The 15,452-nt window shown below is 72.1% G+C and carries 15 protein-coding genes and 2 pseudogenes; 12 read left to right on the forward strand and 5 right to left on the reverse strand.

The features are described 5' to 3' along the window. Positions 1–159 precede the first annotated feature (159 nt). From ACRAWC_RS13115 to ACRAWC_RS13125, 3 genes are all read left to right on the forward strand, one after another. Positions 160–1,053 (forward strand): alpha/beta hydrolase, encoded by an 894-nt coding sequence (locus ACRAWC_RS13115; RefSeq protein WP_431348113.1) that lies wholly within the window; start codon positions 160–162, stop codon positions 1,051–1,053. Positions 1,054–1,224: 171 nt separating this feature from the next. Continuing rightward, on the forward strand, positions 1,225–2,064 hold the full coding sequence (locus tag ACRAWC_RS13120) for an SDR family oxidoreductase (protein WP_431348114.1): 840 nt from the start codon (positions 1,225–1,227) through the stop codon (positions 2,062–2,064). A 351-nt stretch (positions 2,065–2,415) separates the two neighbouring features. After that, positions 2,416–2,550: a hypothetical protein gene (locus ACRAWC_RS13125; RefSeq protein WP_431348115.1), complete on the forward strand. Its 135-nt coding sequence runs from the start codon at positions 2,416–2,418 to the stop codon at positions 2,548–2,550. Between the two features lie 29 nt (positions 2,551–2,579). On the opposite strand, the gene ACRAWC_RS13130 is transcribed toward ACRAWC_RS13125, so the two are convergent. Further along, positions 2,580–2,756, reverse strand: coding sequence for a hypothetical protein (locus ACRAWC_RS13130; protein WP_431348116.1), 177 nt, complete (start codon positions 2,754–2,756; stop codon positions 2,580–2,582). Positions 2,757–2,819: 63 nt separating this feature from the next. Here ACRAWC_RS13130 and ACRAWC_RS13135 point away from each other — a divergent pair, with 63 nt between their 5' ends. From ACRAWC_RS13135 to ACRAWC_RS13155, 5 genes are all read left to right on the forward strand, one after another. Further along, positions 2,820–3,533, forward strand: a complete 714-nt coding sequence (locus ACRAWC_RS13135) for an esterase/lipase family protein (protein ID WP_431348117.1) — start codon at positions 2,820–2,822, stop codon at positions 3,531–3,533. 101 nt (positions 3,534–3,634) lie between these two features. Next, on the forward strand, positions 3,635–4,024 hold the full coding sequence (locus ACRAWC_RS13140; protein ID WP_431348118.1) for an META domain-containing protein: 390 nt from the start codon (positions 3,635–3,637) through the stop codon (positions 4,022–4,024). A gap of 62 nt (positions 4,025–4,086) precedes the next feature. Further along, positions 4,087–5,511, forward strand: a complete 1,425-nt coding sequence (locus tag ACRAWC_RS13145) for a glutamate decarboxylase (protein ID WP_431348119.1) — start codon at positions 4,087–4,089, stop codon at positions 5,509–5,511. Positions 5,512–5,520: 9 nt separating this feature from the next. Continuing rightward, entirely contained in the window at positions 5,521–5,874 is a 354-nt protein-coding gene (locus tag ACRAWC_RS13150; protein WP_431348120.1) for a hypothetical protein, read from the forward strand. A gap of 5 nt (positions 5,875–5,879) precedes the next feature. Next, positions 5,880–6,128: a hypothetical protein gene (locus tag ACRAWC_RS13155; RefSeq protein WP_431348121.1), complete on the forward strand. Its 249-nt coding sequence runs from the start codon at positions 5,880–5,882 to the stop codon at positions 6,126–6,128. Here ACRAWC_RS13155 and ACRAWC_RS13160 read toward each other — a convergent pair. After that, positions 6,101–7,006, reverse strand: coding sequence for an SDR family oxidoreductase (locus ACRAWC_RS13160; protein ID WP_431348122.1), 906 nt, complete (start codon positions 7,004–7,006; stop codon positions 6,101–6,103). The genes ACRAWC_RS13155 and ACRAWC_RS13160 overlap by 28 nt on opposite strands. A 133-nt stretch (positions 7,007–7,139) precedes the next feature. On the opposite strand from ACRAWC_RS13160, the gene ACRAWC_RS13165 reads away from it, so the two are divergent. After that, positions 7,140–7,754: a TetR family transcriptional regulator gene (locus ACRAWC_RS13165; protein ID WP_431348123.1), complete on the forward strand. Its 615-nt coding sequence runs from the start codon at positions 7,140–7,142 to the stop codon at positions 7,752–7,754. A gap of 33 nt (positions 7,755–7,787) precedes the next feature. Here ACRAWC_RS13165 and ACRAWC_RS13170 read toward each other — a convergent pair. Continuing rightward, positions 7,788–8,778 (reverse strand): annotated as a pseudogene (locus ACRAWC_RS13170) (aldo/keto reductase). Positions 8,779–8,819: 41 nt separating this feature from the next. Between ACRAWC_RS13170 and ACRAWC_RS13175 the strand changes: the two are divergent. After that, positions 8,820–9,959, forward strand: a complete 1,140-nt coding sequence (locus ACRAWC_RS13175; RefSeq protein WP_431348124.1) for a low temperature requirement protein A — start codon at positions 8,820–8,822, stop codon at positions 9,957–9,959. Positions 9,960–10,390: 431 nt separating this feature from the next. On the opposite strand, the gene rimK is transcribed toward ACRAWC_RS13175, so the two are convergent. Continuing rightward, complete coding sequence (rimK, locus tag ACRAWC_RS13180) at positions 10,391–11,596, reverse strand: 30S ribosomal protein S6--L-glutamate ligase (RefSeq protein ID WP_431348125.1); 1,206 nt, start codon at positions 11,594–11,596, stop codon at positions 10,391–10,393. Between the two features lie 25 nt (positions 11,597–11,621). On the opposite strand from rimK, the pseudogene ACRAWC_RS13185 reads away from it, so the two are divergent. Both ACRAWC_RS13185 and ACRAWC_RS13190 read left to right on the forward strand, forming a co-directional pair. Next, positions 11,622–12,089: pseudogene (locus ACRAWC_RS13185) on the forward strand (ATP-dependent zinc protease family protein); the annotation flags it as partial. A 46-nt stretch (positions 12,090–12,135) separates the two neighbouring features. Then, on the forward strand, positions 12,136–13,539 hold the full coding sequence (locus tag ACRAWC_RS13190) for an MFS transporter (protein ID WP_431348126.1): 1,404 nt from the start codon (positions 12,136–12,138) through the stop codon (positions 13,537–13,539). 288 nt (positions 13,540–13,827) lie between these two features. On the opposite strand, the gene ACRAWC_RS13195 is transcribed toward ACRAWC_RS13190, so the two are convergent. Continuing rightward, the gene (locus ACRAWC_RS13195; protein ID WP_431348127.1) at positions 13,828–15,420 is read right to left on the reverse strand and encodes an ATP-dependent DNA ligase; all 1,593 of its coding nucleotides are present in this window, start codon (positions 15,418–15,420) and stop codon (positions 13,828–13,830) included. Positions 15,421–15,452: the final 32 nt, after the last annotated feature.

A 15,452-nucleotide genomic window follows, 5' to 3' on the forward strand; every position in this document is an offset into this window, starting at 1 on the left:
CACACTCCCGGCCGCCGGCATGTCATCGGCGTCGGCGGCCGGGTCCCATCTCGCGACTATCGATTCCGGAGTCGTGCCCGCGGCACGCCGTGCCTGGGCGTACACGACCCCCGAGCGGATGGCGGCGGTGCGCGGATCGAGCGCCGCTAGGGTGAGCGCATGAGCGTCGCGCGTCGCACCCTGATCGGGGCCGGAATCGGTGTCGCCGCCCTCGGCGTGCTGGGCGGAGGTGCGGCGTTCGCGGTGGAAGAGCGCATCCTCCCCGGCCGCTCGGAGCTGCATCGGCTCCTGGGCCTGAACGGCACGGCGGGCCGCATCCCCTCCACGTCACCCGGCCCGGCGGTCAGCGGCTCGTTCGTCTCCGCCGCCCGGCTCGGCGTGACCTGCGGGTGGACCGTGAGCTACCCGCCGGGGTCGACGCCGGGCGACCCCCTGCCGGTCCTGATCGCGCTGCACGGCTATGGCGGCGACCACCGCTCGGCGTTCGGCTCCGGACTCGGGCTCGACCGCTTCCTCGCCCAGGCGGTGCGGCGCGGCGCGCGCCCGTTCGCCGTCGCGTCGGTGGACGGCGGCAACACCTACTGGCATCCCCGCGGCACGGGCGAGGACGCGGCCGCGATGGTGACCGGCGAGTTCCTCCCGCTTCTCGCGAAGGCGGGCCTGGACACGACGAAGGTCGCGTTCCTCGGCTGGTCGATGGGCGGCTACGGCGCCCTGCACCTCGGCGGCGCGCTGGGGGCGGCACGGGTCGCGTCGGTTGTGGCGGAGAGCCCGGCGATCTGGCACACCGCGAAGGAGGCCGCCCACGGCGCGTTCGACGGAGCGGCCGACTTCGCCGCGAACACGCCGTTCGGCCGCGAGGCGTCCCTCGCGGGGATCCCGCTGCGGGTCGACTGCGGCACCGGCGACGGCTTCTGCCCGAACGTGCAGGACTTCGTCGCGGGCCTTCATCCGCGTCCGGCGGGCGGCTTCACCCCCGGAGGCCACGACCTCGACTACTGGCGCCGCGAGGCGCCCGCCCAGCTCGCGTTCGCCGCGTCCCACTTCGCCTGACGCCGCCGGGAAACCGGCGAGTACGCGGATTATCTGCGCTCTCGCCGGTTTCTGACCGATTATGGGCGTACTCGACCGTTGCCGGCCTGTCGACGGAGCACGCGGACAGTGGACTCGGAGGCGGTGCCTGTCCGATCATGTGCGTAGCCGACGGGGCGGAAGGAGAACACCATGACCATCGCAGTCACCGGCGTCACGGGCACGGTCGGCCGACTCGCCGCGTCCGAACTCGCCGACGCAGGCGTCCGCTTCCGCATGCTCGCGCGCTCCCCGGAGCGCGCCCCGCGCTTCCCCGACAGCGAGGTGGTGGCCTGCACGTACGGCGACGGCGACTCGGTGCGTGCCGCGCTGCAGGGCGTGGACGCCGTCCTCATGGTGTCCGCCGCCGAGAACGACCAGCGCCTGCGCGAGCACTTCGCGTTCGTGGACGCGGCAGCCCAAGCGGGTGTGCGGCACATCGTCTACACCTCATTCTTCGGCGCCGCGCCCGACGCCACATTCACGCTCGCGCGCGACCACTACGCCACAGAGGAGCGCATCAAGACGACCGGCATGGCGTTCACCTTCCTGCGCGACGACCTGTACCTCGACTTCGTGGAGTTCATGGTCGGCGACGATGGCGTGATCCGCGGCCCCGCCGGTCGCGGGAAAGCAGCCATGGTCGCCCGCGCGGATGTCGCCCGGGTGGCCGCGACCGTGCTCCAGCATCCCGAGCCGCACCGGGATGTCACCTACGACCTGACCGGGCCCGAGGACCTGACGATGGCGCAGGTCGCCGAGAAGCTGACCACGCACCTGGGTCGCGCCGTCTCGTTCCACGACGAGACGGTCGAGGAGGCGTACGCCTCGCGGAAGAAGTGGGACGCCCCGCAGTGGCAGTACGACGCGTGGGTTTCCACCTACACCGCGATCGCCGCAGGCGAGTTCGCCGGCCCGAGCGGCGATGTCGAGCGCGTCACCGGCCGCCGCCCGCTCTCACTCGACGAGTTCCTGACCACGCGCCCCGAATGAAACCGCCGAGTACGCAGAGAGTCTGCGTACTCGGCGGTTTCCGACCGGTTGTGCGCGTACTCGACGGCTGGTGGTGGTTTGTCGCGCAGAACGGTTGTCTCACTGGAGATGATCCGATTTGCGCGTACCGTCAAAAATTTGGGTTCTTTCAAAGAGAGCGCGGCCATGAGACGATCGATTCATGAAGGATTCTCACGCTATTGATGTCGCTGAGCCCGCGTCCGTTCACGGCCCTGGCCGTGCTCCTGCTGGAATCCCCTGACGATCCGCCTCGGAGAGCGCGAATTCGCCGCCCTGGTCCGCATCGCCCGCCATCGGGAGACGACCGCGGCCGGTCTCGTCGAGCAGCTCGTGCTGCACGCGCTGAGCCGCGCCGACGTGCCGCCGCCCGCCGAGTCCCACCCCGCGCGCAAGCACACCACCTACGAGGAGGCGACGGCCGGCTTCCGCGCCGACGCACGGGTCGGTACCGCTCCCGACATGTGAGCGGCGCGCCTTCGGCGGCGTTCGGACCGCTACAGCTCGGAGTGCCCCAACAGGTGCACCGGGATGCCGAACGACAGCGCCACGCAGACGATCCCGGCGAAGAACACCACGCCCTGCCACGCCGGGAGGGTGTCCGCGAGGCCCAGCAGGAAGAGCCCCACCAGGAAGAGCAGGAAGCACAGGATGAATGCGATCACGTCGCCCATGCCGCAACTATCCACCCGGCTCCGGAGGTTGGCAAGAGCGTCTGCGCGCGCGATGCTGGCGAGGTGGTAGAGAACACGCGCCCGGGTCCGCTGCGGGCCGCGCTGCTCTTCGCCCGCCGGGCCGGCGTGCTCCTCGCCGACTACGAGTACGTGCTGCGGCACCAGCTCCGGGCGAACTTCGACCACGACCCTCCCGAGGCGCTCGTCGACGAGGCCGGGGAGGGCGAGCCCATCGTGCTGCTGCCCGGCATCTACGAGACCTGGCGCTTCCTGCACCCGCTGGCGCGCCGCCTCCACGCCGCCGGGCACCCCGTGCACGTCGTCACGTCTTTGGGCCACCTGGGCATGTCGCTCGAGGCGGCCGCCGACCAGGTGGAGGGCTACCTGCGCGAGCAGCACCTCAGCGGCGTGACCGTCGTCGCGCACAGCAAGGGCGGTCTCGTCGCCCGGCTGCTGCTCGGGAGGCCGGACGCGTCGGCGCGCATCCGCCGGGTGGTCGCGATCGCCACGCCGTTCTCCGGCTCGCCGCTCGCCGCCTGGGTGCCGTTCCCCGCGGTGCGCGCGCTGCGGCGCGGCCACCCCGATCTGCTGCGGCTGGCGGGTGACGGCGTGGACGTCGGCCGGGTCGTGTCGGTCTGGGGCTGGTACGACCCGCACATCCCGGGAGGCTGTGCGCTGCCGGGCGCGCGCAACCTCCGGATGCCGGTGGGCGGCCACTTCCGGATCCTCGGCAGCCCGACCGTCCTGGCGCTCGTGGACGAGCTCACGAGCGGATGAAGTCCCGGGTGACGACCCTGGTGCGCGCTCGTCGCGCGCCGCTATCCTCGGCGTCGTGACGCGGTCCGCAGCACCGGGCGGCCGCAGAGGGGGAGGACGACATGATGCGAACGATCCGGCGGGCGCCCGCTCGTCTCATCGGCGGCGGCCTTGTCGCCGCTGCGGCTCTCGCCTTCCTCGCCGGCTGCGCCGGCACCCCGAGCGGCGCGGCGCTCGTCGGCACCTGGGGCTCGACCGCCGCGTCGCAGCCGAATCTCACCATCGAGAACGACGGCGCCTTCTCCGGCACGGACGGCTGCAACCGGCTGACCGGCAAGGGCTCCGTCGACGGCGACACCATCACCTTCGGCCCGATCGCCAGCACCATGATGGCGTGCCAGGGCATCGACGAGTGGCTGGCGAAGGCGTCGAGCGGGACGGCGAAGGGCAGCACCCTGGTCGTCTACGACATCAACGGCAACGAGATCGGAAAGCTCGACAAGTCGAAGTGATCCGCTGCCGATAGGCAGGCCCCGCCGACCCGTGGCGGAGCCGAGGCAGAGAGGGGCGGCGCATGGCGCGGCTCGAGTCAGACATCCAGACGGCGAGCGGTGACACCCGGCTCGCCCCCGCCTACACCGGCCGCCTGTCGCGGAAGAGTCCTCCGGACTCCCTGCCGGACGACGCCACCGATCCGGCGAGCACATACCGGCTGATCCACGACGAGCTGCTCCTCGACGGCAGCTCGCGCCTCAACCTCGCGACCTTCGTCACGACGTGGATGGACCCGGAGGCCGAGATTCTGATGGCCGAGGCGTTCGACAAGAACATGATCGACAAGGACGAGTACCCGGCGACCGCGGCGATGGAGCGCCGCTGCGTCTCCATCGTCTCCGGCCTCTTCCACGCCGAGCCCGGCGAGCCGACCGGTGCCGCGACGATCGGGTCGAGCGAGGCCGTCATGCTCGCGGGCCTCGCGCTCAAGTGGCGCTGGCGGGCGAAGCGGGCCGGGGTCTCCGGAAGCGCCGAGCCGGGGGGCGTGCCCAACCTGGTCCTCGGCTCGAACGTCCAGGTCGTGTGGGAGAAGTTCTGCCGCTACTTCGAGGTGGAGCCGCGCTACCTCCCGGTCGAGAAGGGCCGCTACGTCATCACACCGGAGCAGGTCACGGCGGCGGTCGACGAGAACACGATCGGGGTCGTCGGCATCCTCGGCACCACCTACACCGGCGAGCTGGAGCCGATCGCGGCGATCTGCGATGCGCTCGACACTCTCGCCGCCTCGGGCGGACCAGACGTGCCGGTGCACGTGGACGCGGCGAGCGGCGGCTTCGTGGTGCCCTTCCTGCACCCGCACCTGGAGTGGGACTTCCGCCTCCCGCGGGTGGTGTCGATCAACGTCAGCGGCCACAAGTACGGGCTGACCTATCCGGGGATCGGGTTCGTGGTGTGGCGCTCGCCGGAGCACCTGCCGGACGACCTGGTGTTCCGGGTCAACTACCTCGGCGGGGACATGCCCACGTTCACGCTGAACTTCTCCCGGCCCGGCAACCAGATCGTCGGTCAGTACTACAACTTCGTCCGGCTCGGCCGCTCGGGGTACACCGCGATCATGGAGGCGCTGCGGGACACGGCGCTGCTGATCTCGGACGGCCTGGCCGAGGACCCGGCGATCGAGGTCATCACCGACGGCTCCGCAATCCCGGTGATCTCGTTCGGGCTGAAGGAGGGCACGCCGTACACGGTCTTCCAGGTGTCGCACGAGCTCCGCGCCCGCGGTTGGCAGGTGCCCGCCTACACGATGCCGGACGACGCGACCGACGTCGCCGTGCTGCGGATCGTCGTGCGCGACGGCTTCAACGCCGACCTCGCCCAGGACCTCGTGAACGACATCCGCGCGGTGTGCGCCGAGCTGGGGGAGCAGGCCGAGAAGGCGGGCGAGACCGAGGTCGCCGCCAAAGCCACCGAGTCCGCGCGCACGCGGACGCACTTCGCGCACTAGCGAGCCGGTGTGAGCGACGGAGGGGGCGCCGGGGAGCGGAGAAGGCTTCTGCTCTCCGACGCCTCCTTCGCCGTGGGCTCGGTGTGCTTCGCGGTCGCCGCGCTGCCCTCCGTCGCCGCGGCGATCGGAGCGATCGTCACGAATGTCGTGTTCGTGGCCGGCTCGGTGTTCTTCACGCTCGGCGCGGGGCTGGCGCTCGGCGTGCCGAACCGGAGTTCGTCGGTCATCCAGTTCGTCGGGACGCTGTTCTTCAACGCGAGCACGTCGCTGGCCCTCGCCGCCGCCGTCCCCGCCGGTGCGGCCGGGGGACAGGCTGGCGTCCGGACGCTTACGGGTCGATCTGCTTCCTCGTCTCCAGCCTGATCGCCGTGGCGGCGGTGGCGCGGCAGCGCGGGTCGGCACGTGACAGGGCGGGAGCCGCGCTCAACCTGCTCGGCTCGGTGCTGTTCGGCTTCGCGGCCGTGGGGGCGTTCGAACTGCCCGGGACGGACGCCCTCCTGAGTCCGTTCTGGACCGGGGCGGGGACGGTCGGGGGCGCGGTGTGCTTCCTCGCCGCCGCTGTCATGGGTCTGCTGCCAGCGCCCGAGGCTCAGCGCGCGGCGACGGTCTCGAAGTAGGAGCCGGACGCGAGGTCCTCCAGCAGGGTCGGCCCGGTGGGCGTCCAGCCGTAGCGTTCGCGGGTGAGCGCGCTGGAGGCCGGGATGTCCATCCCGAAGAACCGGCCGATCCAGCCGAAGTGCGCGTCGACGTCGTCCGGCGCGATGGACTCGACGGGGAGGCCGAGCCCTTCGCCGATCGCGGCGGCGATGTCGCGGGCCGGGATGCCCTCCTCGCCGACCGCGTGCACGCGTGCCGCTGGAGGCGCCTGCTCCAGCGCCAGCCGCACCAGCCGGGCGGCGTCGAGCCGGTGGACGGCCGGCCAGCGGTTGGAGCCGTCGCCGACGTAGCCGGCGACGCCCTTCTCGCGGGCGACACGGACAAGCTCGGCGCTGAAGCCGTGGTCGCCGCGGCCGTGGACAGTCGGCGAGAACCGCAGCGCGACCGGCCGCACACCGCGGTCGGCGTACTCGAAGGCGAACGCTTCGCCGCCGCCGCGCGGGGCGTCGGGACCGACGTAGGGCGACGGGACGTCCTCGGTGAGAACCTCGCCGGGGCGCGCCACGATGCCCGACGCGAACAGGAACGGCCGGTCGGACCCGGCCAACTCGTCGCCGATGGTCGCGACCACGGCGCGCTCGGTGCGGCCGGCGCCGGCGTAATCGGAGAAGTCGTGCTTGAAGCCGAGGTGGATGACCGCGTCGGACGCCGCGGCGGCGGAGCGGATGCTCTCCAGGTCGTCGAGCGAGCCGGCGATCGCGGTCGCGCCGGTGGCGCGGATGCGCTCGGCGGACGCCTCGGAGCGGGCGAGGCCGGTCACCTCGCGGCCGGCGGAGAGGAGTTCGGGGACGACGGCGGAGCCGATCCAGCCGGATGCTCCGGTGACGAAGACGCGCATGGGAATGACCTCCCGAGTCATGGGATCGTGGATGGTGTGGATGATGTCAGTGACTGTCGTCAGTGACTGACATCACGATAACACCGATGTCAGCAACTGTCATCACCTCGCCGGAAACCGTTAGAATGACGGCGTGGGACGCTGGACACCGGATGCGCGCGGTCGCTTGGAGCGGGCGGCCATCGAGCTGTACGCCGAGCGCGGTTTCGAGGGGACCACCGTCGCCGACATCGCCGAGCGCGCGGGCGTCACCGAGCGCACCTTCTTCCGGCACTACGCCGACAAGCGCGAGGTGCTCTTCGCCGGGTCGACCGCGCTGCAGGACGCCGTGCTCGCCGCCATCGCCGCCGCCCCCGAGGACGCGCCGCCGTTCGCCGTCGCCGGCGCGGGCATGCGAGCCGCCGCCGCGCTGATCGACAGCCGAGGTGCGGACTTCCCACGCCGCCGATCCGCCGTGATCGCGGCCAACCCGAGCCTGCAGGAGCGCGAGCTGCTCAAGCTGGCCTCGCTCGCCACCGCGTCCGGCGAGGCGCTGCGCGCCCGCGGTGTCGCGGAACCGGCCGCGAGCCTCGCGGGCCAGGCCGCCGTCGGCGCGTTCCACGTGGGCTTCGCCCAGTGGATCGCAGGCCCCGCCGACGCGACCCTCACCTCCACGTCGATCAGGCGCTCGCGACCCTCCCCACCCTCGCCTAACCTCGCGCCACCCGGCCGACAGGGGTCGCAGCACGCCGCTTCGCGCCGCCCATAACGGCGTGTTGCGACCCCTGTTGGATCGGTCTGGCTACGCGAGGGCGCGGTCGATCGCGGCCAGCTCGTCGGCGGTCAGGGCGGGCGCGTCCACCGCGCCGAGGTTCTGCTCGAGCTGAGCGACGCTGCTCGCACCGATGATCGCGGACACCACCACCGGATTCCGCAGTACCCACTGGAGTGCGAGCTGCGCCAGGGTCTGCCCGCGCCCGGCGGCGATCTCGTCGAGCGCCCGCACCGTCGTCAGCACCCCCCGGTCAGATCCGACTCGTGCAGGGACACGCTCGTGACCGCGCGGGAGCCCCGGGCACACCGTTGAGGTAGCGGTCGGTCAGCATCCCCTGAGCAAGCGGCGAGAACACGATCGCCGCAGCGCCCGCGGCCTCCACGGCGTCCAGGATGCCGTCCTCCACGTGCCGGTCGAACATCGAGTAGCGCGGCTGGTGCAGCAGCAACGGGGTCCCGGCCGCGGTGAGCAGATCTGCGGCGGCGGCGGTCTGCGCGGCGTCGTAGTTGGACACACCGGTGTAGAGCGTCTTGCCCTGCGCGACGGCCGTGGTCAGCGCACCCATCGTCTCCTCCAGCGGCGTCTGCGGGTCCGGGCGGTGATGGTAGAACACGTCCACGTACTCCAGCCCCAGCCGGCGGAGGCTCTGGTCGAGGGACGACAGCAGGTACTTCCGCGAGCCGGAGTCGCCGTACGGCCCCGGCCACATCAGGTAGCCGGCCTTGGTCGACACCACGATCTCGTCCCGGTACGCGCGGAGGTCGGTGGCGAGGATGCGGCCGAAGAACTCCTCGGCGGCGCCCGGAGGCGGCCCGTAGTTGTTGGCGAGGTCGAAGTGCGTCACGCCCAGGTCGAAGGCCCGCAGCACGATCTCGCGCTGGGTGTCGAACGACCGCGCGGTGCCGAAGTTCTGCCACAGCCCGAGCGAGAGCGGCGGGAGCTGGAGGCCGCTGCGTCCGGCGCGGCGGTAGGGCATCGAGTCGTAGCGGGCCGGCTCGGCGACGAAAGGTGTGGGCATGGGGCAAGCCTAGAGGGCGCGACCGCCGCTACCGTTGGCGTGTGAGCGGGGTGACCGGAGGCCGGATCGCGCGGGTGGCGTCGCGCGTGTCCACGATCGAGCTGCTGTTCGACCTGGTGTTCGTGTTCACGATCGGCCAGCTGACTGCCGTGATCGTGCAGAACCCCGGCGTGGAGTCCGTGCTGCGGGCCGCCGCCATCCTCGCCGTCGTGTGGTGGATGTACGACGCCTTCGCGTGGCTCACCAACCAGGCCGTGCCCGACACCGTCCCCGTCCGGCTGCTGCTGATCGCGGCGATGGCCGCGTTCCTCGTGCTGTCGCTCGCCATCCCTGACGTCTTCACCGGTTCGGGTGTGCTCTTCGGGGTCGCCTACCTGACGGTCGTGGTCATCCACTCCGGGCTCTTCATCGCGAGGGGAGGCCGCGGCTCCGTGCGCGTGATGCTGCGCATCGGCCCGCTGAACGCCGTTGCGGCTCTGCTGCTGATCACCTCCGGTTACGCCACCGGCTGGCTGGAGTGGGTGCTGTTCCTCGCCCCGCTCGTGCTCTTCCTGGTGGGCGGTCTGCTCGCGCGGTCGAGCCCGTTCGCGATCGGCGCCTCGCACTTCGTGGAGCGGCACGGCCTCCTGATGATCATCGCGTTCGGCGAGTCGATCGTGTCGGTCGGCGCGGGGCTGTCCGCGTCGGGGCTGCGCCCGCAGGTGGTCATCGGCGCCGTGGCCACGGTCGCGATGGTCGCGGCGCTGTGGTGGTGCTACTTCTCCGGCGACGACGAGCGCGCCGAGCGGTCGTTCGGGAGGGCCACCGGACGGCGCGGCACGACCCTCGCGCTCACCGCCTACTACGTCGCCCACTTCGTGATGCTGTTCGGCCTCGTCGGGGTCGCCGCCGGCCTCCACCTCTCCCTGGAAGACGCCTTCGCGCCCGTGACGCCCGCCGCGGCCTGGCTGCTCTCCGGTGGCGTCGCCGTCTACCTCGTGGGCGATGCGGAGTACCGCCGCGAGCTGCGGCTGGGCCCCTGGGCCTACCGGCTCGTCGGGGCGGCGGGGACCCTCGTGGCCGGCTTCCTCGCGGCGTGGATGCTGCCGCTGCGGGCCGGAGGGCTGCCCGGCATCGCGCTCATCGGGGCGCTGCTGGCGATCGTCGTCCTCGTGCTGGTAGCCGAGCGCGCCCGGCGCTGACCGGCCGCCGTCCGACCCGCTGAGTAGCATGCGGGGCACGGACGCGCTCGCCGCCTACTTCGGCCAGGACGGCTCGAATGTCGCCGTCAGGCTCGCCGGCCCGGCTCGACGACGGCGCCTGGAACTGCTGGGCCGAGCACGGCGCGCGGGTCTCGTCGTTCCACTCCACGATCTGCGCGGTGGAGGGCCTGGCAGCGTGGAATGCGACCGGCCGGGGCGACGCGTCGGCGCCCGTTACCCGCGCCTCGCGGAGGCCGTCGAACTGCTGCGCGGCAAGGCCGACGCCGATGGGCTCCGGAGCCTGGAGAACCGGCACGAGGGTCCGGCCTGGTTCGACTTCGGCGACGACGAGGGGATGCCGAGCCGGTGGCTCACACTCCGCGCACTGCGCGTGCTGGGGCGGTCGGACGCGGGGACGCCCGCGGTCTCACTCAGACCGACGTGGTCGCCGCCTCCGCCAGGTGGTCCTTCGGCAGCCTCCGCACCTTCTGGCGCCGCTTCCGCCGGTCCGGGATCATCGACCGCATCTCCTCCAGCTTGCCGAAGCAGAGCAGCCGGTCGCCGGCCTGCAGCTCCACACCGCTGCGCGGGTTCGGGATGACCGTCGCGCCGCGGTGCAGCGTGAGCACCGTGATGTCGCGCTCCCACAGGCCGGCCTCCTTGATCGTCTTGCCGACCAGGTCCGCGTTGCCGTGCACGAGCAGCTCGGCGACGCCGTAGCCGCGCGAGACGCTGAGCCGCTGGCGCACGTCGATCTCGGGGAACGCCACCTGGTTGTCGATGAAGTCGATGATCGCGCCGGCGACGTCGAGGCCGGTGGCGCGCTCGATGCCTTCCAGGCCGGGCGAGGAGTTGACCTCCATGACGAGCGGCCCCTCGTTGCCCTCCAGCATGTCGACGCCGGCCACGCGGAGGCCCATGATCTGGGCCGACCGCACCGCGGCCTCTTCGTACTCCGGGGTCAGCTCCACCTTCTGGACGGTGCCGCCACGGTGCACGTTGGAGCGGAACTCGTCGCCGCTCGCCACCCGCCGCATCGCCGCCACCACCCGGTCGCCGACGACGAGCGCACGGATGTCGCGGCCGCGGCTCTCCGAGATGAAGCTCTGGATGAGCACGTTCTGCTTGGTCGAGTGCAGCGTCTCCACGATCGACTCGGCGATCTTCGCCTCGGGGGCGAGGATGACGCCGATGCCCTGGGTGCCCTCCAGCAGCTTGATCACGACAGGCGCCCCGCCGACCTGCTCGATCGCCATGCGCACGTCGGCGCGGCTGTTCACGAACGTGGTCGCCGGCATCCCGATGTTGTGCCGGGACAGGATCTGGTTGGCCCGCAGCTTGTCGCGGGAGTTGGTGATGCCGTTCGCGGTGTTGGGCGTGTAGACGTCCATCTGCTCGAACTGGCGCACGACGGCCGTGCCGTAGTAGGTGATCGAGTTGCCGATACGCGGCAGGACGGCGTCGTAGTCGGACAGCAGCCGGCCGCGGTACTGCAGGTCGGGCTCCTCGCCGGAGAGGTCGATCGCGAAGCGGAGCGTGTTCAGCACCTTGACGGTGTGGCCGCGGTCGCGCGCGGCCGCACGCAGCCGCTGGGTCGAGTACGCGTGCGGAGCGCGGGAAAGGATGGCGAGCTTCATCGATGGATCCTGCAAAGATAGGGGAATGGCCGGTGATCTCCATTCAAACACCCTCGTCGTGGGGTGGCGTGAATGGGCGAGCCTGCCCAGCATCGGCATTCCGTGGATCAAAGTCAAGATCGACACCGGGGCCCGCAGCTCGGCCCTGCACGCGTTCGACCTGGAGGAGCTCCCGGATGACCGGGTGCGCTTCACGGTGCACCCCTGGCAGGACGCCGATGCCGACCCGGTGGTGGTCGAGGTCCCCATCCACGACCGTCGCGCCGTGCGCAGCTCGTCGGGCCACAGCGAGGACCGGATCGTCGTGCTGCTGGAGCTCGTGCTCGCCGGCCGGACCGTCCTCGCCGAGACCACGCTGAGCAACCGCGACCAGATGGGCTTCCGGATGCTCGTCGGCCGCGAGGCCCTCCGCCAGGGCTTCGTCGTCGACCCGGGCCGCTCGTTCCTCGCGGGGCGGGCGCCGCGGGAGGTGCGGCGCCGGAACCGTGGCAGGACGGCGGAGCCGGCGCCGAGGAGCCTGCGAGCGAGGACCCAGCCGGATGACGCGCACGGCCGCGTCGTTCAGCCGCGGCCTCGCGCTCCTCGTCGCCGCCACGTTCTTCATGGAGAACCTGGACGGCACGATCATCCAGACCGCCGCCCCCACCATGGCGCGCGAGTTCGGCGTCGCCCCGGCGGACGTGAGCGTCGCGATGGTCGCCTACCTGCTGGCCGTGGCCGCGGGCATCCCCGCGACCGGCTGGCTGTCCCGCCGGCTCGGGATCCGGCCGGTGCTGCTGACCGCGATCGTCGTGTTCACGCTCGCGTCGCTGCTCTGCGCGTTCGCGCCGTCGCTGACGCTGCTGACCGTCGCGCGCGTGCTGCAGGGCATCGGCGGCGCGCTGATGGTGCCGGTCGGGAGGCTGGCCGTGCTGCGCGACACCGACCCGGTCGACCTCCTCGACGCGATCGCCTACCTGACCTGGCCCGCGCTGATCGCCCCGGTGATCGCGCCCGCGCTCGGCGGCATCCTTTCGGACACGATCGGCTGGCGCTGGATCTTCCTCATCAACCTCCCGTTCGGCGTCGCCGCGATCGTGACAGGGCTGGTGCTCGTGCCGCACACCGAACGGCAGCGCGACTTCCCGTTCGACGGGCGCGGCTACGCGGCGATCGCGCTCGCGCTGGTGCTGCTGACCGCGGGCGCGGAGGGGCTGAGCGCCGAGGACGGCCGGCTGCAGCTCACCGGCGGCGCGGCCATCCTCGTGGCCATCGCGATCGGCTGGGCCGCCATCTCGCGGTCGCGCGGACGCGAGCACGCGCTGTTCGACTGGAGCGTGCTTCGGCTGCACTCGTTCCGCGCCGGGAACATCAGCGGCGGCGTCTACCGGATGATCATCACGGGCGCGCCGTTCCTGTTCACGCTGTTGTTCCAGCTCGCGTACGGCTGGTCCGCGACCGTCGCCGGTCTCACCGTCATCGCGATCTTCGTCGGGAACCTGGCGATCAAGCCGTTCACGACGCCGCTCATCCGCCGATTCGGTTTCCGCACCGTGCTGATCTGGTCGAACCTGCTCGGGATGCTGGTGCTCGCCGCGTTCGTCGGTATCGGTCCGGCGGCGCCGCTGCCGGTGCTGCTCCTGCTGCTGGTCGCGAGCGGCGTGTTCCGGTCGATCGGGTTCAGCGCCTACAACACGCTCCAGTTCGCGGACGTGGAGGCCACCGACACCAACAACGCGAACACGCTCGCGTCCGCGCTCCAGCAGGTCGCGACGGCGCTGGGCCTCGCGGTCGTGGCCGTTTTCGTGCGCGCCTCCACGGCGGTGTCGGAGGGTGTTACGGGCTCAGCGCTGCCCGGCTATCACTGGGCCTTCGCGCTGGCCGCCGCGCTGCTGCTCATCCCGCTCGCCGGAGCCTTCCAGCTCCCGCACAACGCCGGCGCCCGCGCGACGGCCCGCCGCTGACGTTCCACCTCCTCAGCCGGCGGTGGTGGCGCGCTCAGCGGAGCCGCCCTCACCCGCGTCGCCAACGGAGGAGATCCCGGCCCTCCCTGCCCGGTACTCCTCCGTTGCCTGCCGTCCCCCGGCGTGTCGCCCCACATCTCCTCCGTTGCCCGCGCCCGTCGCTAACGGAGGAGATCGCAGGCGACACGCCGTGCGTGAACAGCTAACGGAGGAGATGCGGGGCGGGGGAGGTCATGGCTCCTCCGTTGGCGACGTGGGGAGGAGGGGAGGAGGGGACTGGGTGGGGTGCTACTCGCGGAGCAGGGCGCGGAGGGTGGCGATGGTGTCGGCCTCGGCCGCGGGCTTGTCGTCGCGGTAGCGCTTGACCCGGGCGAAGCGCAGGGCGATGCCGCCGGGGTAGCGCGACGAACGCTGGACGCCGTCGATCGCGATCTCGACCACGGTCGTCGGCGCCACCCAGACCGTGCCCGGTGTGCGGCGCACCTCGATCTTCTGGAACTCCTCGGTCTGCCAGCGCAGCAGCTCGTCGGTGAGGCCCTTGAACGTCTTGCCGACCATCACGAAGCCGCCCGGCTCGCCGAACGCTCCGTTCGGGTCGCGCGCGCCGAGGTGGAGGTTGGAGAGCATCCCGACCCGCCGCCCCGAACCCCACTCGCAGGCGAGCACGACCAGGTCGTAGGTGAGCACCGGCTTGACCTTGATCCAGCTCGCGCCGCGGCGCCCGGCGGCGTACGGCGAGTCGATCGCCTTGACGACCACCCCCTCCTGGCCGGCGGCGAGGGCGTCGTGGGAGACGCGCTCGGCCTCGTCCGGGTCATCGGTGACCTCGCCGGGGATGCGGTGCTCGCCCGCGACGCGCTCCAGCTCCGCGAGCCGGACCGACAGCGGCTCGTCCAGCAGGTCGCGCCCATCCACATGGAGGATGTCGAAGAACCACGGGTGCAGCAGGGTGTCCCGCTGTGCTTCGGGGTCCTCCGTCGCAGGCTCCCTCGGCGCTGGGGTCGCGGTGTCGCTCCGCGTTACCTCGGAGCTCCACCGCGCGAAGCGGCTCATCGTCTCCTGGAACGGGCGCGGGCCGCCGTCCTCGTCCAGCGCGAGGGTCTCGCCGTCGAGGACGAGGTCGCGCGCGGGCAGCCGGCGCACGATCTCCACCACCTCCGGGACGCGGTGGGTGATATCGGCGAGCGTACGGGTGAAGACGCGCACGCTGTCGCCGGACCGGTGCACCTGGATGCGCGCGCCGTCGAGCTTGTACTCGACCGACGCGCGGCCGGTCGTCGCCAGCGCGGCCGCGGCGGAGGGTGCGGTCGCCGCGAGCATCGGCAGCACCGGCCGCCCGACGACCAGGCCGACCGAGGCGAGCTCTTCGGCCGTGCCGGTCAGCGCCAGCACCGCCGACGCGCCGAGGTCGCCGGTGAGCATGGCGGCCCGCCGCACGTCCGGCCCCGGCCGGTCGGCGGTGCGGGCGATCGCGTCGAGGAGGACGCCCTCCAGAGCGCCGGTGCGCATCTCGCCGAGCAGGACGCGGGCCAGGAGGTCCTGCTCGCCCGCCGTCGCGCGCACCGCGAAGTCGCGCAGTGCGGCGCTGCGGTCGCGCGCGGAGCCCTCCCCGCCGAGCGCGGCGAGCTCGCCGAGCAGCGCGTCCAGGTCGAGAACAGTGAGTGTCGGAGTGTCTGCGGGTTCGCCGAGGACCGCGCCGACGCTGCGCCACCCGACGCCGACCCGGCCCTGCCGCGGCTTGCCGACCAGGAACCCGACCGTCGGGGCGATCTCGCCGGGCTGCAGGTCGCCGAGCAGGCCCGCGAGCGCGTCGACCTTGGCCAGTCGCGAGCGCGTACCCGCGACGGTCTCGAGCGTGGTGACGATCGTGTCGAGGAGCACAGGCCCAGTGTGCCACCGGCCGCCGACGCCGG

Source organism: Leifsonia sp. L25 (genome assembly GCF_050632895.1).